Source organism: Confluentibacter citreus (genome assembly GCF_002807055.1).
GTDB classification, from domain to species: domain Bacteria; phylum Bacteroidota; class Bacteroidia; order Flavobacteriales; family Flavobacteriaceae; genus Confluentibacter; species Confluentibacter citreus.
This window is the reverse complement of record NZ_NIXN01000009.1, coordinates 192,138-214,230: the sequence shown is the minus strand read 5'-3', so window position 1 is coordinate 214,230 and position 22,093 is coordinate 192,138. Positions and strand designations below refer to the sequence as shown.

35 protein-coding genes are annotated in these 22,093 nt (G+C 34.3%); 1 reads left to right on the top strand and 34 read right to left on the bottom strand.

The window, feature by feature from the left end; translation table 11 throughout:
- Positions 1-44: 44 nt before the first annotated feature.
- From eno to rpsL, 34 genes are all read right to left on the bottom strand, one after another.
- Positions 45-1,337: a phosphopyruvate hydratase gene (gene eno / locus CDH49_RS14950; RefSeq protein WP_100616327.1), complete on the bottom strand. Its 1,293-nt coding sequence runs from the start codon at positions 1,335-1,337 to the stop codon at positions 45-47.
- 142 nt (positions 1,338-1,479) lie between these two features.
- On the bottom strand, positions 1,480-2,583 hold the full coding sequence (carA, locus tag CDH49_RS14945; RefSeq protein WP_100616326.1) for a glutamine-hydrolyzing carbamoyl-phosphate synthase small subunit: 1,104 nt from the start codon (positions 2,581-2,583) through the stop codon (positions 1,480-1,482).
- A gap of 175 nt (positions 2,584-2,758) precedes the next feature.
- A complete protein-coding gene (rplQ, locus tag CDH49_RS14940) occupies positions 2,759-3,235 on the bottom strand; it encodes a 50S ribosomal protein L17 (RefSeq protein WP_100610612.1) in 477 nt (158 codons plus the stop codon).
- Positions 3,236-3,294: 59 nt separating this feature from the next.
- The gene (locus CDH49_RS14935; protein ID WP_100610613.1) at positions 3,295-4,287 is read right to left on the bottom strand and encodes a DNA-directed RNA polymerase subunit alpha; all 993 of its coding nucleotides are present in this window, start codon (positions 4,285-4,287) and stop codon (positions 3,295-3,297) included.
- A 96-nt stretch (positions 4,288-4,383) separates the two neighbouring features.
- On the bottom strand, positions 4,384-4,989 hold the full coding sequence (gene rpsD / locus CDH49_RS14930) for a 30S ribosomal protein S4 (protein ID WP_100616325.1): 606 nt from the start codon (positions 4,987-4,989) through the stop codon (positions 4,384-4,386).
- Positions 4,990-5,166: 177 nt separating this feature from the next.
- Positions 5,167-5,550, bottom strand: coding sequence for a 30S ribosomal protein S11 (gene rpsK, locus CDH49_RS14925; protein ID WP_100610615.1), 384 nt, complete (start codon positions 5,548-5,550; stop codon positions 5,167-5,169).
- Positions 5,551-5,657: 107 nt separating this feature from the next.
- Positions 5,658-6,032, bottom strand: a complete 375-nt coding sequence (rpsM, locus tag CDH49_RS14920) for a 30S ribosomal protein S13 (RefSeq protein ID WP_100616324.1) — start codon at positions 6,030-6,032, stop codon at positions 5,658-5,660.
- A 2-nt stretch (positions 6,033-6,034) separates the two neighbouring features.
- Positions 6,035-6,151, bottom strand: a complete 117-nt coding sequence (gene ykgO / locus CDH49_RS14915; protein WP_013305171.1) for a type B 50S ribosomal protein L36 — start codon at positions 6,149-6,151, stop codon at positions 6,035-6,037.
- Positions 6,152-6,214: 63 nt separating this feature from the next.
- The gene (gene infA / locus CDH49_RS14910; RefSeq protein WP_091390524.1) at positions 6,215-6,430 is read right to left on the bottom strand and encodes a translation initiation factor IF-1; all 216 of its coding nucleotides are present in this window, start codon (positions 6,428-6,430) and stop codon (positions 6,215-6,217) included.
- A 7-nt stretch (positions 6,431-6,437) separates the two neighbouring features.
- Positions 6,438-7,793 carry a preprotein translocase subunit SecY gene (secY, locus tag CDH49_RS14905; RefSeq protein WP_100616323.1) on the bottom strand — a complete coding sequence of 452 codons (1,356 nt, stop codon included), beginning with the start codon at positions 7,791-7,793 and terminating at the stop codon, positions 6,438-6,440.
- 15 nt (positions 7,794-7,808) lie between these two features.
- A complete protein-coding gene (rplO, locus tag CDH49_RS14900) occupies positions 7,809-8,261 on the bottom strand; it encodes a 50S ribosomal protein L15 (RefSeq protein ID WP_100616322.1) in 453 nt (150 codons plus the stop codon).
- 15 nt (positions 8,262-8,276) lie between these two features.
- Entirely contained in the window at positions 8,277-8,459 is a 183-nt protein-coding gene (gene rpmD, locus CDH49_RS14895; protein WP_100616321.1) for a 50S ribosomal protein L30, read from the bottom strand.
- 11 nt (positions 8,460-8,470) lie between these two features.
- Complete coding sequence (gene rpsE, locus CDH49_RS14890; RefSeq protein ID WP_100610620.1) at positions 8,471-8,995, bottom strand: 30S ribosomal protein S5; 525 nt, start codon at positions 8,993-8,995, stop codon at positions 8,471-8,473.
- A 6-nt stretch (positions 8,996-9,001) separates the two neighbouring features.
- Positions 9,002-9,358 carry a 50S ribosomal protein L18 gene (gene rplR / locus CDH49_RS14885; protein WP_100616320.1) on the bottom strand — a complete coding sequence of 119 codons (357 nt, stop codon included), beginning with the start codon at positions 9,356-9,358 and terminating at the stop codon, positions 9,002-9,004.
- 10 nt (positions 9,359-9,368) lie between these two features.
- A complete protein-coding gene (rplF, locus tag CDH49_RS14880) occupies positions 9,369-9,911 on the bottom strand; it encodes a 50S ribosomal protein L6 (RefSeq protein WP_100616319.1) in 543 nt (180 codons plus the stop codon).
- A gap of 11 nt (positions 9,912-9,922) precedes the next feature.
- The gene (gene rpsH / locus CDH49_RS14875) at positions 9,923-10,321 is read right to left on the bottom strand and encodes a 30S ribosomal protein S8 (RefSeq protein WP_100616318.1); all 399 of its coding nucleotides are present in this window, start codon (positions 10,319-10,321) and stop codon (positions 9,923-9,925) included.
- A 69-nt stretch (positions 10,322-10,390) separates the two neighbouring features.
- Complete coding sequence (rpsN, locus tag CDH49_RS14870) at positions 10,391-10,660, bottom strand: 30S ribosomal protein S14 (RefSeq protein ID WP_100616317.1); 270 nt, start codon at positions 10,658-10,660, stop codon at positions 10,391-10,393.
- A gap of 3 nt (positions 10,661-10,663) precedes the next feature.
- Positions 10,664-11,215 carry a 50S ribosomal protein L5 gene (gene rplE / locus CDH49_RS14865; RefSeq protein WP_100616316.1) on the bottom strand — a complete coding sequence of 184 codons (552 nt, stop codon included), beginning with the start codon at positions 11,213-11,215 and terminating at the stop codon, positions 10,664-10,666.
- Between the two features lie 2 nt (positions 11,216-11,217).
- A complete protein-coding gene (gene rplX, locus CDH49_RS14860; protein WP_100610626.1) occupies positions 11,218-11,529 on the bottom strand; it encodes a 50S ribosomal protein L24 in 312 nt (103 codons plus the stop codon).
- Positions 11,530-11,541: 12 nt separating this feature from the next.
- The gene (rplN, locus tag CDH49_RS14855; RefSeq protein ID WP_100610627.1) at positions 11,542-11,910 is read right to left on the bottom strand and encodes a 50S ribosomal protein L14; all 369 of its coding nucleotides are present in this window, start codon (positions 11,908-11,910) and stop codon (positions 11,542-11,544) included.
- A gap of 2 nt (positions 11,911-11,912) precedes the next feature.
- The gene (rpsQ, locus tag CDH49_RS14850) at positions 11,913-12,170 is read right to left on the bottom strand and encodes a 30S ribosomal protein S17 (RefSeq protein WP_072399584.1); all 258 of its coding nucleotides are present in this window, start codon (positions 12,168-12,170) and stop codon (positions 11,913-11,915) included.
- 12 nt (positions 12,171-12,182) lie between these two features.
- Positions 12,183-12,374 carry a 50S ribosomal protein L29 gene (rpmC, locus tag CDH49_RS14845; RefSeq protein WP_100610628.1) on the bottom strand — a complete coding sequence of 64 codons (192 nt, stop codon included), beginning with the start codon at positions 12,372-12,374 and terminating at the stop codon, positions 12,183-12,185.
- A 13-nt stretch (positions 12,375-12,387) separates the two neighbouring features.
- Positions 12,388-12,807, bottom strand: coding sequence for a 50S ribosomal protein L16 (gene rplP, locus CDH49_RS14840; RefSeq protein ID WP_100610629.1), 420 nt, complete (start codon positions 12,805-12,807; stop codon positions 12,388-12,390).
- Between the two features lie 21 nt (positions 12,808-12,828).
- On the bottom strand, positions 12,829-13,569 hold the full coding sequence (rpsC, locus tag CDH49_RS14835; protein WP_100616315.1) for a 30S ribosomal protein S3: 741 nt from the start codon (positions 13,567-13,569) through the stop codon (positions 12,829-12,831).
- Positions 13,570-13,578: 9 nt separating this feature from the next.
- Positions 13,579-13,986, bottom strand: coding sequence for a 50S ribosomal protein L22 (rplV, locus tag CDH49_RS14830; RefSeq protein ID WP_100610631.1), 408 nt, complete (start codon positions 13,984-13,986; stop codon positions 13,579-13,581).
- A gap of 6 nt (positions 13,987-13,992) precedes the next feature.
- Positions 13,993-14,271, bottom strand: a complete 279-nt coding sequence (rpsS, locus tag CDH49_RS14825; RefSeq protein ID WP_100616314.1) for a 30S ribosomal protein S19 — start codon at positions 14,269-14,271, stop codon at positions 13,993-13,995.
- Positions 14,272-14,274: 3 nt separating this feature from the next.
- On the bottom strand, positions 14,275-15,102 hold the full coding sequence (gene rplB, locus CDH49_RS14820) for a 50S ribosomal protein L2 (protein ID WP_100610633.1): 828 nt from the start codon (positions 15,100-15,102) through the stop codon (positions 14,275-14,277).
- A gap of 10 nt (positions 15,103-15,112) precedes the next feature.
- Positions 15,113-15,403 carry a 50S ribosomal protein L23 gene (gene rplW, locus CDH49_RS14815; RefSeq protein ID WP_100610634.1) on the bottom strand — a complete coding sequence of 97 codons (291 nt, stop codon included), beginning with the start codon at positions 15,401-15,403 and terminating at the stop codon, positions 15,113-15,115.
- A 5-nt stretch (positions 15,404-15,408) separates the two neighbouring features.
- Positions 15,409-16,038 carry a 50S ribosomal protein L4 gene (gene rplD, locus CDH49_RS14810; RefSeq protein WP_100616313.1) on the bottom strand — a complete coding sequence of 210 codons (630 nt, stop codon included), beginning with the start codon at positions 16,036-16,038 and terminating at the stop codon, positions 15,409-15,411.
- Complete coding sequence (rplC, locus tag CDH49_RS14805; protein ID WP_100616312.1) at positions 16,038-16,655, bottom strand: 50S ribosomal protein L3; 618 nt, start codon at positions 16,653-16,655, stop codon at positions 16,038-16,040. The genes rplD and rplC overlap by 1 nt, the downstream gene beginning before the upstream one ends.
- A 125-nt stretch (positions 16,656-16,780) precedes the next feature.
- On the bottom strand, positions 16,781-17,086 hold the full coding sequence (gene rpsJ / locus CDH49_RS14800) for a 30S ribosomal protein S10 (protein WP_100610637.1): 306 nt from the start codon (positions 17,084-17,086) through the stop codon (positions 16,781-16,783).
- An 11-nt stretch (positions 17,087-17,097) separates the two neighbouring features.
- Positions 17,098-19,224, bottom strand: coding sequence for an elongation factor G (gene fusA, locus CDH49_RS14795; protein WP_100616311.1), 2,127 nt, complete (start codon positions 19,222-19,224; stop codon positions 17,098-17,100).
- Positions 19,225-19,230: 6 nt separating this feature from the next.
- Positions 19,231-19,707: a 30S ribosomal protein S7 gene (gene rpsG / locus CDH49_RS14790; protein WP_100616310.1), complete on the bottom strand. Its 477-nt coding sequence runs from the start codon at positions 19,705-19,707 to the stop codon at positions 19,231-19,233.
- Between the two features lie 22 nt (positions 19,708-19,729).
- Positions 19,730-20,143, bottom strand: a complete 414-nt coding sequence (gene rpsL / locus CDH49_RS14785) for a 30S ribosomal protein S12 (RefSeq protein ID WP_100616309.1) — start codon at positions 20,141-20,143, stop codon at positions 19,730-19,732.
- Between the two features lie 179 nt (positions 20,144-20,322).
- Here rpsL and CDH49_RS14780 point away from each other — a divergent pair, with 179 nt between their 5' ends.
- Positions 20,323-22,014 (top strand): POTRA domain-containing protein, encoded by a 1,692-nt coding sequence (locus tag CDH49_RS14780; protein ID WP_100616308.1) that lies wholly within the window; start codon positions 20,323-20,325, stop codon positions 22,012-22,014.
- Positions 22,015-22,093 lie beyond the last annotated feature (79 nt).

Sequence of the window (22,093 nt, the reverse complement as noted above, 5' to 3'; positions counted from 1 at the left end):
TTATTAAAAAATAATCGCCTTTTTGATACTATTTATAAGTAATATTACTTAATTTTAAATGCTTTTTCTTGAGGAAAATAAGCAGTTTCACCTAATTCTTCCTCAATTCGAAGTAATTGGTTGTATTTTGCCATACGGTCACTTCTTGAAGCAGAACCTGTTTTAATTTGACCACAATTTAAAGCTACCGCTAAATCTGCAATCGTATTATCTTCAGTTTCTCCAGAACGGTGAGACATAACAGAAGTATAGCCCGCGTTTTTAGCCATATTCACTGCTGCAATTGTTTCTGTCAATGAGCCAATTTGGTTTACCTTAACAAGTATAGAATTGGCAATGCCTTCTTCAATACCACGTGATAAACGTTGTACATTCGTTACAAACAAATCATCCCCTACTAATTGTACTTTTTTACCAATTTTATCAGTTAATAATTTCCATCCTTCCCAATCGTTTTCGTCCATACCATCTTCAATTGAGATGATTGGATATTTTGCTGTTAATTCAGCCAAATATTCAGCCTGTTCCGCAGATGTTCTTACTTTACCTTTATCTCCTTCGAATTTAGTGTAATCGTATTTTCCATTTACATAGAATTCTGCTGAAGCACAATCTAATGCAATCATAATATCACCACCAAACGTATATCCTGCTTTCTCAACTGCTAATTTAATAGAATCTAAAGCATCTTCAGTTCCACCAGCTAAGTTAGGAGCAAAACCTCCTTCATCACCAACCGCAGTACTTAAACCTCTATCGTGTAATACTTTTTTAAGATTGTGGAAAATCTCAGTACCCATTTGCATAGCATGTGTAAAGCTTTTAGCTTTTACAGGCATAATCATAAATTCTTGAAATGCGATAGGCGCATCACTATGGGAACCACCATTGATGATATTCATCATTGGCACAGGAAGCGTGTTTGCAGACACGCCACCCACATATCTATACAATGGCATGTTTAACTCTGCTGCTGCTGCTTTAGCAACGGCTAGAGAAACACCCAAAATAGCGTTAGCTCCTAATTTTGATTTATTTGGAGTTCCATCTAAATCAATCATGATTTTATCAATCAAATTTTGTTCGAAAACTGATACTCCCAATAATTCTTGAGCAATAATTGAGTTTACATTATCAACCGCTTTTAAAACACCCTTACCCATATAAGCCTTTCCTCCGTCACGTAGCTCTACGGCTTCATGCTCTCCTGTTGACGCTCCTGAAGGCACTGCTGCTCTTCCTAAAACATCATTTTCTGTAACTACATCAACCTCTACAGTTGGGTTTCCTCTTGAATCAAGGATTTGTCTTGCGTGTATATTTATTATTGCACTCATAATTGGTTATTTTTAAACTTTTTTAATATGTCAAATTTACGGTTAAATCCCCTGAAATTAATGATGTTTTCAAAGAATTTATTAAAAATATGCCTACAACGTTTTAGTAACTCTAATACTAATTGTATACATATTTAGAGATTTATTTTTTTATATTTTCCATGAATTGATCAAACAAATAAGAAGCATCGTGTGGTCCCGGACTTGCTTCTGGATGGTATTGCACCGAAAAGCAATTTTTGGATTTCATAGCTAAGCCAGCAACTGTATGATCATTTAAATGCACGTGGGTTACCTCTAAATCCGGATGAGCTTCTGCTTCCTCTCTATTAACAGCAAAACCATGGTTTTGGGACGTTATTTCACCTTTACCAGTTCTTAGGTTTTTAACAGGATGATTAATGCCTCTATGTCCATGATGCATTTTATAGGTTGAGACTCCATTTGCCAAGGCTATAATTTGGTGACCTAAACATATCCCAAACAAAGGCAAGTCGCGTTTGATTATTTCTTTCGCCAAGGTTTGAGCATCTATTAAAGGTTCTGGATCTCCAGGGCCGTTAGATAGAAAATAACCATCTGGTTTAAATGCTTCTAAATCTTCAAATTTCGCATTGTATGGAAACACTTTTATATAGGCATCTCTTTTTGCGATGTTTCGAAGTATGTTTTTCTTAATACCAATATCTAATGCCGCCACTTTGTAGGTTGCATTTATATTACCAAAATAATAAGGTTCTTTAGTTGATACTTTTGAAGCCAACTCTAAACCATTCATATCTGGAACATCGGCCAATTGTTTCTTTAATCCTTCGATATTATCTACGTCAGTAGAAATAACAGCATTCATGGCACCATTATCCCGAATGTAACTTACCAAGGCTCTCGTATCTACATCAGATATAGCTAACAGGTTATTTTTATCTAAAAATGATTCTAATGAACCATCCGAATCTATTCTTGAATATTCGTAACTAAAATTTTTGCAAATAAGCCCCGCTATTTTTATGGAATCTGACTCAATTTCTTCATCATTTACTCCATAATTTCCAATGTGTGCATTGGTAGTAACCATTAATTGCCCATAATAAGATGGATCGGTAAAAATTTCCTGATACCCAGTCATGCCCGTATTGAAACACACTTCTCCAAATGCGGATCCTTGTTTATTTCCAACTGCTTTACCGTAAAAAATAGTACCATCTGCGAGAAGAATGATGGCTTTTTGTCGTTTTTGATATTTCATCTGTTAGCCTCTGTTTTTTTAAAATTTTCATACGTTACCACCAAACAATATTTGTTTATGTGCATTATATTATAAGTTTTGGGTGGTTTCATTCCTAAAAAAGTTTTACAAAATTGCATAAAAAAAAGGATAAACTAAAATAGTTTATCCTTTATATTTTAAATGTTTTTAACATCTATTCCTCTTCTTCTTTTGATGCTTTAGTGTCAACAACTGGAGCAGCAGCAGGTTTAGCACCACCTCTTCTACTTCTTCTAGTTGTTTTCTTTTCTGGCTTACCAGCGTTATAGATTTCGTTGTAATCTACAAGCTCAATCATAGCCATATCTGCATTATCACCTAAACGATTACCAAGTTTAATAATTCTTGTATAACCTCCTGGTCTATCACCAACTTTAGCAGCAACATCTCTAAATAATTCTGCTACAGCTTCTTTTTGTCTCAATCTACTAAAAACAATACGTCTATTGTGCGTAGTATCTTCTTTAGATTTAGTAATCATTGGCTCAACAAACAGCTTTAAAGCTTTTGCTTTTGCAACCGTTGTGTTTATACGTTTGTGCTCAATTAAAGAACAAGCCATATTAGCCAACATTGATTTTCTGTGAGCAGTTTGTCTGCCTAAGTGGTTTATTTTTTTTCCGTGTCTCATGACATTTGTTTTATCATCTTGCTACCAAACTCGACTGTCGAGGAGCAAAATATGATTAATTAATCTTTATCTAATTTGTATTTACTTAAATCCATTCCGAAGTTTAAACCTTTAATATGAACAAGTTCTTCAAGTTCTGTTAAAGATTTTTTACCAAAGTTTCTGAATTTCATTAAGTCGTTTTTATTGAAAGATACTAAATCTCCCAAAGTATCAACTTCTGCTGCTTTTAAACAGTTAAGAGCACGAACAGATAAATCCATATCGATTAACTTCGTTTTAAGCAACTGTCTCATGTGAAGAGATTCTTCATCATAAGTTTCAGTTTGTGCAATTTCATCAGCTTCTAATGTAATACGCTCATCAGAGAATAACATAAAGTGGTGAATTAATGTTTTAGCAGCTTCCGTTAAAGCATCTTGAGGTGTTATAGAACCATCTGTAATGATTTCAAAAACCAGTTTTTCGTAATCGGTTTTTTGTTCAACACGATAGTTTTCAATACTATACTTTACATTTTTTATTGGTGTATAGATAGAATCCGTAAAGATAGTACCAATTGGTGCAGCAGCTTTTTTGTTTTCTTCCGCAGGTACGTAACCTCTACCTTTTTCTATAGTGATTTCCATGTTAAAGTTCACCTTAGGATCTAAATTACAGATTACTAATTCTGTATTCAATACTTGAAATCCTGAAATAAATTTTTGGAAATCTCCTGCTAATATTTGTTCTTGACCAGAAATTGATATAGAAATAGATTCGTTATCAATATCTTCAATTTGTCTTTTAAAACGAACTTGTTTTAGGTTTAATATGATTTCTGTAACATCTTCAACTACTCCTGAAATTGCTGAAAACTCATGATCTACACCTTCAATTCTAACTGATGTAATGGCGAATCCTTCTAAAGAAGAAAGTAAAACTCTTCTTAATGCGTTACCTACCGTTAATCCATATCCAGGTTCTAAAGGGCGAAATTCGAATTTGCCTTCAAAATCTGTTGAATCAATCATGATTACTTTATCGGGCTTCTGAAAATTAAATACTGCCATGTTTTTCTTCGTTTTAATTGTTATTTAGTTGCGCGGATTATAAGTTTGAAGAAGTACAAATAAACCCTTTGGCTAAATACCAATGTTATTAATTTATTATTTAGAATATAATTCGACGATGAATTGTTCGTTTATGTTTTCTGGAATTTGAATTCTTGCAGGAACAGAAACATAAGTTCCTTGCTTAGTGTCGTTATTCCAAGTAATCCATTCGTATACTTGACTTGAGTTAGATAAAGATTTATCGATGGCCTCAAGTGATTTTGATTTTTCTCTTACAGCAACAACATCTCCTGCATGTAATTGGTAAGAAGGTATATTTACCAATTCACCATTTACGGTAATGTGTCTGTGAGATACCAATTGTCTTGCACCACTTCTAGAAGGAGCTATTCCCATTCTAAAAACCACATTGTCCAATCTAGATTCACAAAGTTGTAATAAAACTTCACCTGTGATACCTTGAGCTGCTCTAGCTTTTTTAAACATATTTCTGAATTGACGCTCTAATACACCATACGTATATTTAGCTTTTTGCTTTTCTTGCAATTGAATTGCATATTCAGATTTTTTTCCACGACGCTTGTTTGCACCGTGTTGACCTGGAGGATAATTTCTTTTTTCAAAAGATTTATCTTCTCCAAAAATAGCTTCACCAAATTTACGTGCTATTTTAGTTTTAGGACCAGTATATCTTGCCATTTTAAATTGTTTTTTAAGAGTGATTATGAATTAAGGTCTTAATCTTATCCTTCGATAATCGTTGATCTCTTGTTGATACTTGTTTTTATTTTTTCAGTTTGCAAATTTACATATAAAATTAATATCAACTGCATTAAAACAATTGATATTAATTTTATTTATGGTATTGAATATAAACTATACTCTTCTACGTTTTGGAGGTCTACAACCATTGTGTGGTAACGGAGTAACATCAATAATTTCTGTCACTTCAATACCTGCATTGTGGATAGAACGAATAGCAGACTCTCTACCGTTTCCTGGACCTTTAACGTATACTTTTACTTTCTTTAAACCAGCTTCTTGCGCTACTGCTGCTGCATCTTCTGCCGCTAATTGTGCTGCGTAAGGCGTGTTTTTTTTAGATCCTTTAAATCCCATTTTACCAGCAGAAGACCATGCGATAACGTCTCCTTTTTTGTTGGTAAGTGAAATAATGATGTTATTGAATGATGCATTAACATGTGCTTCACCAACAGAATCAACAATAACTTTACGTTTTTTTGTACTTGCTTTTGCCATATTTTCTAGTTTTCAGTTGTTAGTTGATAGTCGCTAGAATCCTAAACCTTTATAATTTCAAACAGATTCCTTCCAACGTCTAATACTAAAGACTAAATATTAATTAATTATTTAGTTGCTTTTTTCTTGTTAGCAACTGTTTTTCTTCTTCCTTTTCTTGTTCTGGAATTGTTTTTTGTACGTTGACCTCTTAAAGGAAGACCCGATCTATGACGGATTCCTCTATAACATCCAATATCCATTAAACGCTTGATGTTTAATTGAGTTTCAGAACGTAATTCACCTTCAATAGTAAAGGCAGATACCGCGTCACGAATGTTTCCAATCTGATCGTCATTCCAATCTTGGACTTTCGTACTCTCGTCTACTTTAGCTGTTGCTAAAATCTCTTGGGCTCTACTTTTACCTATTCCGTAGATATAAGTTAAAGCGATAACTCCTCTTTTGTTTTTTGGTATGTCTACACCTGCAATTCTTGCCATAATTACCCTTGTCTTTGTTTGAATCTAGGATTCTTTTTGTTTATTACGTAAAGTCTACCTTTTCTGCGCACTATTTTACAATCGGCGCTTCTTTTTTTAACTGATGCTCTTACTTTCATCGCTGATATTTATTTTTTTTAACTCTCAGATGCAACTTTTGGTTTCATCGTATCTGTATATTATTAGTACCTGTAAGTTATACGAGCCTTAGATAAATCGTAAGGGCTCATTTCTAATTTCACTTTGTCTCCTGGCAATAATTTAATGTAATGCATACGCATCTTACCAGAAATATGCGCAGTCACTATGTGACCATTTTCTAATTCAACACGGAACATCGCATTTGATAATGCTTCTATAATAGTTCCATCTTGCTCAATTGCTGATTGTTTTGCCATAGTAAAATTAAGCTAATGCTTTTCTGTTTTTACCTGTTTTCATCAAGCCATCATAGTGTCTATTTAACAAATAAGAATTTACTTGTTGCATAGTATCTATTGCTACACCAACCAAAATAATCAATGAAGTACCTCCAAAAAATAACGCCCATCCTTGTTGAACTCCCATAAGCTTAACTATAAATGCTGGAAAAACAGCTAAAAATGCTAAGAAAATGGAACCTGGCAAGGTTATCTGAGACATAATTTTATCAAGATATTCTGAAGTTTCAGTACCTGGTCGAATTCCAGGAATAAAACCACCACTACGTTTTAAATCGTCTGCCATTTTATTTGTTGGAACCGTAATTGCTGTATAAAAATATGTAAATATTATAATCAGAATAGCAAATGTAATGTTGTAAGCTAATCCAAACATATCGGAATAGTTAGTTTGTAACCAACCTCCAACAGCGCTTTCCTTAAGAAACGATGATCCTCCAATCAATCCAGGCACAAACATAATGGCCTGTGCGAATATGATAGGCATAACTCCAGAGGCATTCAATTTTAATGGAATATATTGTCTTGAGCCTGCCATAACATTTTTCTCATAACTTCCAGTAGCTGTTCTTCTAGCGTACTGAACTGCTATCCTTCTAACAGCCATTACAAGCATGATTGCGGCTAATATGACAGCAAACCAAATAACAAGTTCTATTAGTACCATCATTAAACCACCGTTCCCACCACCTTCTAGTCTAGAAGCATAGTTTTGGATAAATGATGCTGGCATTGTTGCAATGATACCCACCATAATCAATAGAGAAATACCGTTACCAATACCTTTATCAGTAATTTTTTCCCCCAGCCACATTGCAAAAATACATCCTGTTACCAAAATGGTCACTGATGAAAAATAAAATGAAAAGCCTGTACCTAATAAAAAAGCACTTTGAGGAATTCCCAATGCTGGTAAACTAGCTAAATAACCTGGTGCTTGTAACAAACAGATACCAATCGTTAACCAACGGGTAATTTGATTTATCTTCTTTTGACCACTAGCGCCTTCTTTTTGTAGTTTCTGTAAATATGGTATTGCTATTCCCATTAACTGTACCACAATAGAAGCAGAAATGTAAGGCATAATACCTAATGCAAATATCGAAGCATTTGCAAAAGCACCACCTGTAAAGGCATTAAGCAACCCTAATAAACCACCATCTGTACTATCTGCTAGCCCTCCTAATTGAGCAGCATCAATACCTGGTAGAACTACTTGAGCTCCAAAACGGTAGACTAATAACAGACCAAGGGTAACCATGATTCTGTTTCTTAGTTCTTCTATTTTCCAAACATTCTTTATTGATTCTATAAATTTCATACGTGTAGTTAAATCTTATAAAGTTACGGCTTCTCCTCCTGCAGCTTCAATAGCAGCTTTTGCTGAAGCAGTAAATTTATGAGCAGAGACTTTTAATTTAGCTTTCAACTCTCCCCTTCCTAATACTTTAACTAGATCATTTTTTCCAGCTAATCTGTTAGAGAACAAAACGTCAAAATCTACAGTATCTTTAATCTTTTTATCATCAACCAATTGTTGCAAGGTATCTAAATTGATTCCTTGGTACTCAACACGGTTAATATTTGTAAAACCAAATTTAGGCACACGTCTTTGAAGTGGCATTTGTCCACCTTCAAAACCTACTTTCTTAGCGTAACCAGAACGGGATTTAGCTCCTTTGTGACCTTTTGTTGCAGTACCACCTTTTCCAGAACCTTGTCCTCTACCTATTCTTTTACCTTGATTTTTAACTGAACCTTCTGCAGGTTTTAAATTACTTAAATCCATTTTCAGTATTTATTATTATTTAATTTCTTCAACAGAAACTAAGTGATTTAATTTGTTTACCATACCAAGTACACTTGGTGAGGCTTCATGCTCTACAACTTGACCAATTTTTCTAAGACCTAAAGATTCTAATATTCTTTTTTGTCTTAGCGGACGATTGATTGCACTTTTTACCTTTGTTACTCTAATTTTTGCCATCTTAATCGTTATTAACCGTTAAAAACTTTTTCAAGTGAAATACCTCTATCTCTAGCTATAACGCTAGCATCTCTTAATTGTAGTAAAGCATCAAAAGTTGCTTTCACCACATTGTGAGGGTTTGAAGAACCTTGGGATTTTGATAATACATCATGAACTCCAACTGCTTCAAGAACTGTTCTTACAGCTCCACCAGCAATTACACCGGTACCAGCAGCAGCAGGAATAATATTAACTCTTGCTCCACCAAATTTACCTTTTTGCTCATGCGGTAATGATTTCCCTTTTAAAGGAATTCTAACAAGATTTTTCTTAGCATCTTCAACAGCTTTTGCAATAGCACTAGCTACGTCTTTAGACTTTCCTAAACCTTGACCTACAACACCAGCCTCATCACCAACCACAACGATTGCTGAAAAACCAAATGCTCTACCTCCTTTAGTTACTTTCGTAACTCTTTGTACACCAACTAAACGATCTTTAAGATCTAATCCACCTGGTTTTACTAACTCTGCGCTTTTGTATTTACGATACATAATTTCTTAGAATTTAAGTCCTGCTTCTCTAGCTCCATCAGCTAACGATTTTACTCTACCATGATATAAATAGCCACCTCTATCGAAAGAAATAGTTTCTATACCTGCCTTTAAAGCTTTTTCAGCAAGAGCTTTACCTACTAATGCAGCTGCTTCTGTTTTATTAACTTTAACTGTATTAATATCTTTATCTCTTGAAGATGCAGCACTGATAGTTTTACCAGATACATCATCTACTATTTGAGCATAAATCTCATTATTACTTCTAAAAACAGATAATCTTGGTCTAGCCTCTGTACCAGAAACTATTTTACGAATCCTGTTTTTAATTCTTATTCTTCTTTTGTGTTTTGTTAATGCCATAACTAAATTATTAAGCTGATTTACCTGCTTTTCTTCTCAATACCTCGCCTACAAACTTAATTCCTTTTCCTTTGTATGGTTCTGGTCTTCTAAAATCACGGATTTTTCCAGCTACTTGACCAACAAGTTGTTTATCAAACGATGTTAGTTTTATTATTGGATTTTTTCCTTTTTCTGAAACTGTTTCAACAACAACTTCTGGAGCTATTTCTAGAACAATATTATGGGAAAAGCCTAAGGCCAAATCCAATTTTTGTCCTTGGTTTGATGCTCTATAACCTACACCAACCAATTCTAATTGTTTAGTCCATCCTTGAGAAACACCATTAATCATATTAAGCATTAACGATCTATATAAACCATGCTTTGCTTTTTGATCTTTTGTATCAGAAGAACGTGTTACTAAAACATTACCATCTTCAACTTTAATATCTACAGAATCGTATTTTTGGGTTAATTCTCCCAATTTTCCTTTTACTGTAACTATTCCGTCTTTTATATCAACTGTAACGCCTTGAGGAATTACTACTGGGTTATTACCTATTCTTGACATGTCTTATCTTTTTAGTAAACGTAACATATTACTTCACCACCTACGTTTTCTTGTTTTGCTTGCTTACCTGTCATTACTCCATGAGAAGTAGAAACAATGGCAATACCAAGACCATTAAGAATTCTAGGTAGTTCTTTTGAACTAGCATATTTACGTAAACCTGGTTTACTTATTCTTTCAATCTTTTTAATTACAGGCTCTTTGGTTTCTTTATTGTACTTAAGTGCAATTTTGATAGTGCCTTGTACAGTTGAGTCATCAAACTTGTAACTTAAAATATATCCTTGTTCGAATAATATTTTTGTGATGTCTTTTTTCAAGTTAGATGCAGGTATCTCAACCACTCTGTGGTTGGCACGGATCGCATTTCTAACTCTTGTAAGATAATCCGCTATTGGATCTGTATACATATTTATTAATTTGCGGTATTGGTTTTCAAAAAAACATTTTTTTGAACCTTACACCAGTTAAAACTCTTTTTACCAGCTGGCTTTAGTTACACCAGGTATTAAACCTTGGTTAGCCATTTCTCTAAATGTTACACGAGAAAGACCAAATGTCCTCATGTATCCTCTAGGTCTACCTGTTAATTTACAACGGTTATGTTGACGGATAGGAGATGCATTTTTTGGTAACTTTTGTAATGCTTCATAATCTCCAGCTTCTTTTAAAGCTTTACGTTTAGCTGCATATTTAGCTACTGTTTTAGATCTCTTTACCTCACGGGCTTTCATTGATTCTTTAGCCATAACTTAGTTCTTTTGAAAAGGTAATCCTAATTCGGTTAATAATGATTTTGCTTCTTTATCAGTCTCTGCAGAAGTTACAAATGTAATATCCATACCTGAGATTTTGTTCACTTTATCAATGTTTATCTCTGGGAATATAATTTGTTCGGTAATTCCTAAATTGTAATTACCTCTTCCATCAAATCCTGTTGCTTTTATACCGTTAAAATCCCTTACACGTGGTAAAGCAGATGTTACTAAACGGTCTAAAAACTCATACATTCTTTCTCCACGTAAAGTTACTTTTGCCCCAATTGGCATACCTTTACGTAATTTAAAAGATGCAACGTCTTTCTTAGATATAGTTGCCACTGGTTTTTGTCCAGTGATGCTTGCCAACTCCTCTAGTGCGTAGTCAATTAGTTTTTTATCTGCTACCGCAGCACCAACACCTTTAGATATTACTATCTTTTCAAGTTTAGGTACTTGCATCACATTTTTATAACCAAATTCGGTTGTAAGAGCAGCAATTACTTTGCTTTTATACTCTTCTTTAAGTCTAGGTGAATATGCCATAACTATATTACTTCATTAGATTTTTTTGAAAATCTTACTTTCTTATCGCCTTCTACTCTATATCCAACTCTAGTTGTTTCTCCTTTTGAAGTCAACAATGATAAGTTTGATATATGAATAGCAGCTTCTTTCTCTACGATTCCACCTTGAGGGTTTTTAGCACTTGGTTTCGTATGTTTCTTAACCAAGTTAACACCTTCAACGATGGCTTTGTTCTTATCTATTAATACTTTTTGTACTTTACCTTCAGATCCTTTGTGATCTCCAGCAATGACTTTTACAGTATCTCCCGATTTTATTTTAAGCTTTGTCATCTTATAAATTCATTAAAGCACTTCAGGTGCCAATGATACAATTTTCATGAATTGTTTATCACGAAGTTCTCTAGCAACAGGACCAAATACACGAGTACCTCTCATCTCTCCTTGAGCGTTTAAAAGCACACATGCGTTGTCGTCGAATCTAATATAAGATCCGTCTGGTCTTCTTACTTCTTTTACAGTACGAACTACTACTGCTGTAGAAACAGCACCTTTTTTAATGTTACCATTAGGTGTTGCATCTTTTATGGAAACCACTATTTTGTCTCCAACAGAAGCGTATCTTCTTTTAGTACCACCTAGAACACGTATTGTTAATACTTCTTTTGCTCCAGTGTTATCTGCGACTTTAAGTCTTGATTCTTGTTGTACCATAATTACTTAGCTCTTTCAATTATTTCAACTAATCTCCAACATTTAGATTTACTTAAAGGTCTTGTTTCCATGATCTTTACTGTATCTCCAATATTACAATCGTTTGTTTCGTCGTGTGCAACATATTTTTTTGTTTTTAACACGAACTTACCATACATAGGGTGTTTTACTTTTTTTACTTCAGCAACTACAATTGATTTTTGCATTTTGTTGCTAGTAACTACTCCTATACGTTCTTTTCTTAAGTTTCTTGTTTCCATCTTTCAGCAGAATTATTGTAATTCTCTTTTAGTTAATTCTGTCGCAATTCTAGCCACGGTACGTCTGATACCACGTAACTGGATTGGATTTTCTAAAGGAGATATTGCATGAGCCAATTTTAGGTCTGAATAACTCTTTTTTGTTTCACTAAGTTTCTCTTGTAACTCAGCTACGGATAATTCTTTAATCTCTGATTGTTTCATAATATCAAATAAATTATGCTTCGTAATCTCTAGCGATTAAAAACTTAGTTTTAACTGGTAGTTTTTGTGCTGCTAAACGTAACGCTTCTTTAGCGATATCTAGTGGCACACCTCCCACTTCAAATAGTATTCTACCTGGTTTTACAACAGCTACCCAATATTCAACGGCACCTTTACCTTTACCCATACGTACTTCAAGAGGTTTCTTTGTAATTGGCTTGTCTGGAAATATTTTAATCCAAAGTTGCCCTTCTCTTTTCATGTAACGTGTAGCGGCAATACGTGCAGCTTCTATTTGACGTGATGTTAAAAAACTTGAATCGATCGATTTTATACCAAAAGTACCGTTTGAAAGTTGATGCCCTCTTTGAGAGATCCCCTTCATACGTCCTGTTTGCATTTTACGAAATTTTGTTCTTTTAGGCTGTAACATTTTTCTTTTCTTTATAAAAAATTACTTTCTACGACGAGGTTTAGCAGCTCCTTTTTCAGGACGTTCTGAACCACTATTTGAGCCTCCACTTTTTCCTTGCTTTTTGGACATTCCAACAAGTGGAGAAAGTTCTCTTTTACCGTATACTTCACCTTTCATGATCCATACTTTAACACCTAATCTACCATAAGTAGTATGTGCTTCAACTAAAGCATAGTCAATATCGGCTCTAAAGGTTGATAAAGGAATACGTCCTTCTTTGTAGTGCTCAGATCGTGCCATTTCAGCACCATTTAAACGTCCACTAATTTGAACTTTAATCCCTTCAGCATTCATTCGCATTGTAGCAGCAATAGCCATTTTTATAGCACGTCTGTATGAAATTCTATTTTCAATTTGACGAGCGATGCTTGATCCTACTAAAAATGCATCTAGTTCAGGTCTCTTAATTTCAAAGATGTTAATCTGAACTTCTTTTCCTGTAATTTTTTTAAGCTCTTCTTTTAACTTGTCTACCTCTTGGCCCGCTTTCCCGATAATGATACCTGGACGAGCTGTTGTGATAGTAACGGTTACAAGTTTTAGAGTTCTTTCAATAATTACTCTGGAAACACTAGCTTTAGATAAACGTACATGTACGTATTTTCTAATTTTATCGTCTTCGGCAAGCTTATCTCCATAATCATTACCTCCGTACCAGTTAGACTCCCATCCTCTGATAATTCCTAAGCGATTTCCGATTGGATTTGTTTTTTGTCCCATACTTCTATCTTAGCTTTGTGTGTTATTGTTAGCTCCAACTACTAATGTAACGTGGTTAGAACGTTTTCTAATTCTGTGTGCGCGACCTTGAGGTGCTGGACGTAACCTTTTTAACATGGCTCCACCATCAACTCTAATCTCTTTTACAATTAATTCTGCATCTTCAATGCTTGCAGCTTCGTTTTTAGATTGCCAGTTTGCAATTGCAGACAATAACAATTTCTCTAACTTACCTGAAGCTTCTTTTTGATTGAATTTCAAAATACTAAGCGCTTTTTCTACGCGTTCACCTCTTACTAAATCGGCTACTAAACGCATTTTTCTTGGTGATGTAGGACAGTTATTAAGTTTAGCAAAAGCAACTTGCTTTTTATCTTCCTTAATAGCGTCTGCCATTTGTTTTTTACGACTTCCCATTGCTTACTATTTTTTACCTTTATTTTTAGCACCTGCATGACCTCTAAATGATCTTGTTGGTGAAAATTCTCCTAATTTATGACCTACCATATTTTCAGTAACATATACTGGTACAAATTGACGGCCATTGTGTACTGCGATTGTTTGTCCAACAAAATCTGGAGTTATCATACTGGCTCTTGACCAAGTTTTAATAACCGTTTTTTTGCTAGTTTCAACATTTACAGCTACTTTTTTCTCTAGTTTATAATGAACGTAAGGTCCTTTTTTTAGTGATCTTGCCATGTCTTATTTCTTTCTACGTTCTACAATATATTTATTACTTGCATTCTTCTTAGAACGAGTTCTATATCCTTTAGCTGGAATACCTTTTCTAGAACGTGGATGTCCTCCTGATGATTTTCCTTCACCACCTCCCATTGGGTGATCTACAGGATTCATTACTACGGCTCTAGTACGTGGTCTTCTTCCTAACCATCTTGTTCTACCTGCTTTACCAGACACTAACAATTGATGATCTGAATTAGATACAACGCCTACAGTTGCTAAACAATTTACAAGCACTAATCTTGTTTCACCAGAAGGTAATTTAATAGTAGCAAATTTACCATCTCTTGCCATTAGTTGAGCAAAGGCTCCAGCACTACGAGCCATAATAGCTCCTTGTCCCGGTCTAAGTTCAACACAAGAAATAATAGTTCCTAATGGAATTTGACTTAAAGGCATTGCATTTCCGATTTCTGGAGCGATTCCTTCTTGTCCTGACACTACAGTTTGACCAACTTGTAACCCATTTTGAGCAACAATATATCTTTTCTCGCCATCTTGATAATTCAATAATGCGATGAAAGCTGTTCTGTTTGGATCGTATTCTATTGATTTAACTTCCGCTGGAATTCCAGTTTTGTTTCTTTTAAAATCAATAATACGATACTTTCTTTTATGACCACCACCTACATAACGCATGGTCATTTTTCCTTGACTGTTTCTACCACCAGACTTTTTATGCGGAGCAATTAAACTTTTCTCCGGCTTATCAGTAGTTATGGCGTCAAATCCATTTACTACTCTAAATCGCTGTCCTGGTGTGATTGGTTTTAATTTTCTTACTGACATTTTTGTCTAATTACATGTTACTGTATAAATCAATCACTTCACCTTCCGCCAGTTGTACAAGTGCTTTTTTAACAGCATTTGTTTTACCATGTTGAATACCTGTTTTTGTAAAACGGGTTCTTCTATCTGGACGGACATTCATTGTACGAACTTTTTCAACAGAAACACCATAAGCAGCCTCAACCGCTTTTTTTATTTCTATCTTGTTCGCCTTAGTATTCACTTCGAAAGTATAGCAGTTTCTTAACTCGCTATTAGCTGTCGCTTTTTCTGTGATTATAGGTTTAATTAAGATATTCATGGTTTCTATTTACTTAAATTTGATTCAATTCCTTCTAAAGCTCCTTCTAAAAACACTATTTGATTTGCATTCAAAATTTTATAAGTGTTTAATTCTGAGTTAGTTATAACCTCTGAGCTTTTTAAATTGCGCGATGACAAATATACATTATTATTTGACCCACCCAACACAAAGAGAGATTTTTTGTTTTCTATGTTTAGAGCCTTTAAAATAGCTGTGAAATTCTTAGTTTTTACAGTATCAAATTCAAAGTCCTCCATCACAAAAATAGACTGCTCACCAGCTTTTATACTTAATGCAGATTTACGCGCTAAACGCTTTACATTCTTATTAAGTTTGAAGCTATAATTTCTTGGTCTAGGACCAAACATACGACCACCACCTTTAAAAACTCCAGACTTAATACTACCTGCTCTGGCAGTACCTGTTCCTTTTTGTTTTTTAATCTTGCGAGTACTTCCAGAAATCTCAGCTCTTTCTTTCGATTTGTGAGTTCCTTGTCTTTGGTTTGCTAAATATTGTTTAACATCCAAATAAACTGCATGATTATTAGGCTCTATAGCAAATACATCTTTAGAAAGGTCTGCCTTTCTACCTGTATCTTTTCCGTTTATATCTAAAACTGCTACTTTCATTATTTTCTAATAATTACATAAGAATTTTTATGTCCTGGCACACAACCTTTAACAACCAATAGGTTCTTATCAGCAACTACCTTTAAAACTCTTAAATTTTCAACTTTTACAGAATCTCCACCCATTCTACCTGCCATACGAATTCCTTTAAAAACTCTAGCAGGATATGAAGCAGCTCCAACAGAACCAGGGGCTCTTAAACGATTATGCTGACCGTGAGTAGCTTGACCTACACCCGCAAAGCCATGACGTTTAACAACGCCTTGAAATCCTTTTCCTTTTGATATACCAGAGATGTCAACAAATTCACCTTCAGCAAAATGTTCAACTGTGATAGCATCACCTAATTTGTACTCCTTATCAAAACCTTTGAATTCAACGATCTTGCGTTTTACAGAAGTCCCTGCTTTTTTAGCATGACCTAAGTCAGCTTTAGTAGCGCTTTTTTCTGTCGCGTCATCGAAACCAAGTTGAACAGCTTTGTAGCCATCCACTTCTTCGGTTCTGACTTGGGTAACGATACATGGTCCAGCTTCGATTACTGTACATGGAATGTTTTTTCCATTTTCATCGAAGATGCTGGTCATACCGATTTTTTTTCCAATTAACCCAGACATAATTTATTATTTATTTGTTATTACTATTTGTTATTAAAAATTCAAGGTTGAAAATACATTTCAACCTTGAATTGTATTTTACCGTTTTTCCCTAACCATCGTTAAGGACATGTTGTTATTGTTACCTAAACTTTAATCTCTACTTCAACTCCACTTGGCAATTCAAGTTTCATCAAAGCGTCAATTGTTTTTGAAGACGAAGAATAGATATCAAGTAATCTCTTGTATGAGCTTAATTGAAATTGCTCTCTTGCCTTTTTATTTACGTGCGGAGAACGTAATACAGTGAAAATTTTCTTGTGTGTTGGTAATGGAATTGGCCCGGTTACAACAGCACCTGTACTTTTTACTGTTTTTACAATCTTGTCAGCAGACTTGTCTACTAAATTGTGATCGTAAGACTTTAATTTTATTCTGATTTTTTGACTCATTTTCTTAAATTTTAAGCTTCTACGCCTTTAGCTGCTTTAATAACTGCTTCAGATATACTTGAAGGAGTTTCAGCATAATGTGAAAATTCCATAGTTGATGTTGCACGACCAGATGATAATGTTCTTAATGTTGTAACATAACCAAACATTTCAGATAATGGCACAGTTGCTTTTACTGTTTTTGCTCCAGCTCTGTCACCCATATCATTAACTTGTCCGCGACGTCTATTCAAATCGCCAACAATATCACCCATATTTTCTTCTGGAGTAATTACCTCAAGTTTCATGATTGGCTCCATGATTACGGCTTTTGCAGCTTTTGCAGCAGCTTTAAATCCTAACTTAGCTGCCAATTCAAATGATAATGCATCCGAATCCACATCATGGTAAGAACCATCAAGCAACGTTACTTTCATAGCATCTACTTCGTATCCAGCTAATGGGCCATTTACCATAGCCAATCTGAATCCTTTTTCAATGGAAGGCACATATTCTTTAGGAACGTTACCACCTTTGATTTCAGAAACAAACTCTAAACCAGTTTTCCCTTCATCAGCAGGTCCTAGTGTAAATACAATATCAGCAAATTTACCACGTCCACCAGATTGTTTTTTGTAAACTTCTCTGTGTTGTGCAACTTTAGTAATAGCTTCTTTATATTCAACTTGTGGCGCTCCTTGATTTACTTCCACTTTAAATTCGCGACGTAAACGATCAACGATAATATCTAAGTGAAGCTCACCCATCCCAGAAATAATAGTTTGTCCAGAAGCCTCATCTGTACGCACAGTAAAAGTAGGATCTTCTTCTGCTAATTTAGCCAAAGACATACCTAATTTATCAACGTCAGCTTTTGTTTTAGGCTCCACGGCTATACCAATTACTGGATCAGGGAAATTCATACTTTCTAAAACAATTGGATGTTTTTCTGCAGAAAGTGTATCACCTGTTTTTATATCTTTAAAACCAACTGCCGCTCCAATATCACCTGCTTCAATAAAATCGATAGCATTTTGTTTATTGGCATGCATTTGGTAAATTCTAGAAATACGTTCTTTATTGCCTGAACGGTTATTCAATACATAAGAACCTGCATCTAAACGACCAGAATAGGCACGGAAGAATGCTAAACGACCTACGTAAGGATCTGTAGCAATTTTAAATGCTAAAGCCGCGAATGGCTCATTAACGCTAGGCTTACGTATTTCTTCTTTATCAGTATCAGGATTTACTCCTATGATTCCTTCCTTATCCATTGGAGAAGGCAGGTAACGGCATACAGCGTCTAACAAGAACTGCACTCCTTTATTTTTAAATGAAGAACCACAAATCATTGGTATGATTGACATATCCATCACAGCAGCTCTAAGCGCAGCATGCACTTCGTCTTCTGTAATAGAATCTTCATCCTCCATATATTTTTCAAGCAAATTTTCATCATAAGCAGCAACTTCTTCAATAAGTTTACCACGAAGTAATTTTGCTTCAGCTTTAAGATCTTCTGGAATTTCGATAACATCAAAAGTTGACCCTTGAGTTTCATCATGCCAAACAATAGCTCTGTTCTTAACTAAGTCTACAACACCTTTAAAATCTATTTCATCACCAATGTTCAAAACGATTGGCACTGCATTAGATTTCAACATGTCTTTTACTTGTTGACAAACTTCCATAAAATTAGCACCTTGACGGTCCATTTTATTTACGAAACCAATACGTGGCACTTTATAGTTATCGGCTAATCTCCAGTTAGTTTCTGATTGTGGCTCAACACCATCAACTGCACTAAATAAGAAAACTAATCCATCAAGTACACGTAAAGAACGATTTACTTCAACCGTAAAATCAACGTGACCAGGGGTATCAATAATATTAAAATGATAAGACATGGAATCAGCCGTTGGCTCACCATTTTCTCTTGGGAAAACCCACTCACAAGTTGTAGCAGCAGATGTGATGGTAATACCACGTTCTTGCTCTTGCTCCATCCAGTCCATAGTTGCAGCACCATCATGTACCTCACCTATTTTGTGTGAAACTCCTGTGTAATAAAGAATACGCTCTGTAGTCGTGGTTTTACCAGCATCAATGTGCGCAGCAATACCTATATTTCTTGTATATTTTAAATCTCTTGCCATGTCCTATTAAAATCTAAAGTGAGAGAATGCTTTGTTAGCTTCTGCCATTTTATGAGTATCTACTCTTTTCTTAACAGCAGCACCCTCTTCTTTAGCCGCAGCTAAAATTTCTGAAGCTAAGCGCTGTGCCATGGATTTCTCGTTTCTTTTACGTGAATAGCTGATAAGCCATTTCATAGCTGTAGAAACTTTACGATCTGGTCTAATTTGCATTGGTATTTGAAATGTAGCACCACCAACACGACGACTACGTACTTCTACGTGAGGCATTACGTTTGATAGAGCATCTTTCCAAGTGTCTAACGCTGTTTTCTCTGCATCTCCTTTTTTAGCTTCTACAATGTCAATAGCATCATAAAATACTTTAAAGGCAACAGATTTCTTACCATCCCACATCATCATGTTAACGAAACGTGTCACTAACTGATCATTAAATCGTGGATCTGGCAAAAGCGGTCTTTTTTTCGCTTGTCTTTTTCTCATGTCTTCTTGTTAAAAGTTTTAATTACTTTTTCTTACCTTTTGCTGGAGCAGCAGCTACTTGCCCTGGTTTTGGACGTTTTGCTCCATACTTCGATCTACGTTGTGTTCTACCTGCAACACCAGCTGTGTCTAAAGCGCCACGAACGATATGATACCTAACTCCTGGTAAGTCTTTTACTCTTCCACCTCTAACCAATACTATCGAGTGCTCTTGTAGATTGTGTCCTTCACCTGGGATGTATGCATTCACTTCATTACCATTTGTTAACCTTACCCTTGCTACTTTACGCATTGCAGAGTTAGGTTTTTTAGGTGTTGTAGTGTAAACACGCGTACAAACCCCACGTCTTTGTGGACACGAATCTAAAGCAGCCGATTTACTCTTCTTGGTTATTTTGGCTCTTCCTATTCGTACTAATTGTGAAATTGTTGGCATATATATTCTATATAAATTTTAAAATCCTCATTTAAGAGGGCTGCAAAGGTAGAAATAAAAATGTATTTTTCAAATGTTAAAAGATTAATTTTCAATAGATTTTAAAAATAATATTCTCCACTATATTATAAGTGTTGTTTTTCTGTTAGATTTACATATTAATATATCTGATTTCTATCGTGAAGAGATTCCACTTTTTACTCCTTATTATATATATACTTTTTTCATCAAAGGGTTTTAGCCAAAATTTAAGATTAAATATCAGTGGGGATTCAGATATTGAAAATCAAGTGATTGATTCTTTAAATTACACAAAAACACATCAGGATTACCTATCTATATCATCTGAATTGGACTCCATTCAAAAAACACTTTTAAAGATTGGTTATATTGAAAACAAATTGGGAGCTATCACTAAAATAAACGACTCCACATTCTCGGCTAAAATTCATTTTAAAAAAAAATACCATACCATATATATATATTACGATAAAAATTTAGTTGATAAGTCTCTACTCAACTTAGTGTCAAATCGTGTAAATGATTCATGCTTTGTTTTACCCATTAAAGAGGTTGAAGACAAATTAAACTTCATCAATTCTAAAATAACATCGGCAGGGTTACCTTTTTCAAAATTACAATTGTCGGATATTGAAGTGAGGGATAATGACTTAAAAGCCCATTTATTAATTGGATCGGATACAAAAAAGAGAATCATAAACGATATCATTATAAGAGGTTATGAAAAATTCCCACTTTCTTATCTAAAACATTATCTAAAGATAAAACGCAATCAAATTTTCGATCTCAATAAAATTAAAAGCAAAACCGAACAGCTTAACGATTTAAGATTTGCAAGTCAAATTAAATCTCCTGAAGTTTTATTCTCTAAAGATTCGACCACTTTATATATATATTTGGAGAAATCAAAAAGCAATTCATTTGATGGTTTTTTAGGATTCGGCACTAATGAAGACACAAACCAATTACAATTTGATGGATATTTAAATTTAAACTTGACCAATAACCTAAACTATGGTGAATCTTTTAGGCTTTTGTATAAAAGCGATGAAAATGACCAAAAAACATTTCAAACGGACCTTACGCTTCCTTATCTTTTCTCTTCTCCCATTGGTTTAGATTTGCAATTATATATATTTAAAAGAGATTCGTCGTTTACAACCGTAAACCAATTTGCCAAATTACATTATCAAATAAATTCAAAGCATAAAATTTACTCCGGCATTACATCAACGCAATCAAATAATTTATTAAACAACAACACTTCAAACTTAATCACGGATTTTGATGCAAGTTATTTCACATCAGCCTATGAATATATTAATCCACAATCTTATAATGTATTATTCCCTGTAAATACTTCTGTTTACTTAGAAACAAATTTTGGCAAAAGAAAAACATCTACTTTAATAGAAGACCAAACCCAATTAGGCCTTAACAGCTTTAAAATTTTCAATTTCAATAACCGAAATAGTGTTTTTATAAAAATAGATACCAAGACATTGATATCTGACACTTATTTTGAAAACGAATTATTACGTTTTGGGGGCATTAATTCCATAAGAGGTTTTGAAGAAAATAGTTTACTTGCGGATTCTTTTGGTGTTTTAAATTCTGAATATAGATTTCAAATTAATAATGCCATGTATATACATACCATCACCGATGTTGCCTATTTTGAAAATAAAATAACAAATACCCAAGAGAAACTTTTTGGCTATGGCTTTGGCTTTGGAATACTCACAAATTCTGGGCTATTAAAACTCAATTATGCCAATGGTAAAAGTGAAAATCAAAAATTTAAATTATCGAATTCCAAAATTCACATCAGCCTAACCGCTAATTTTTAGTAAAAACATTATTGAATTCTCAGAGATTTTAAAAAAACATTGAAATTTTAACTCCAATTTATTGTTTTATTAACTTTAA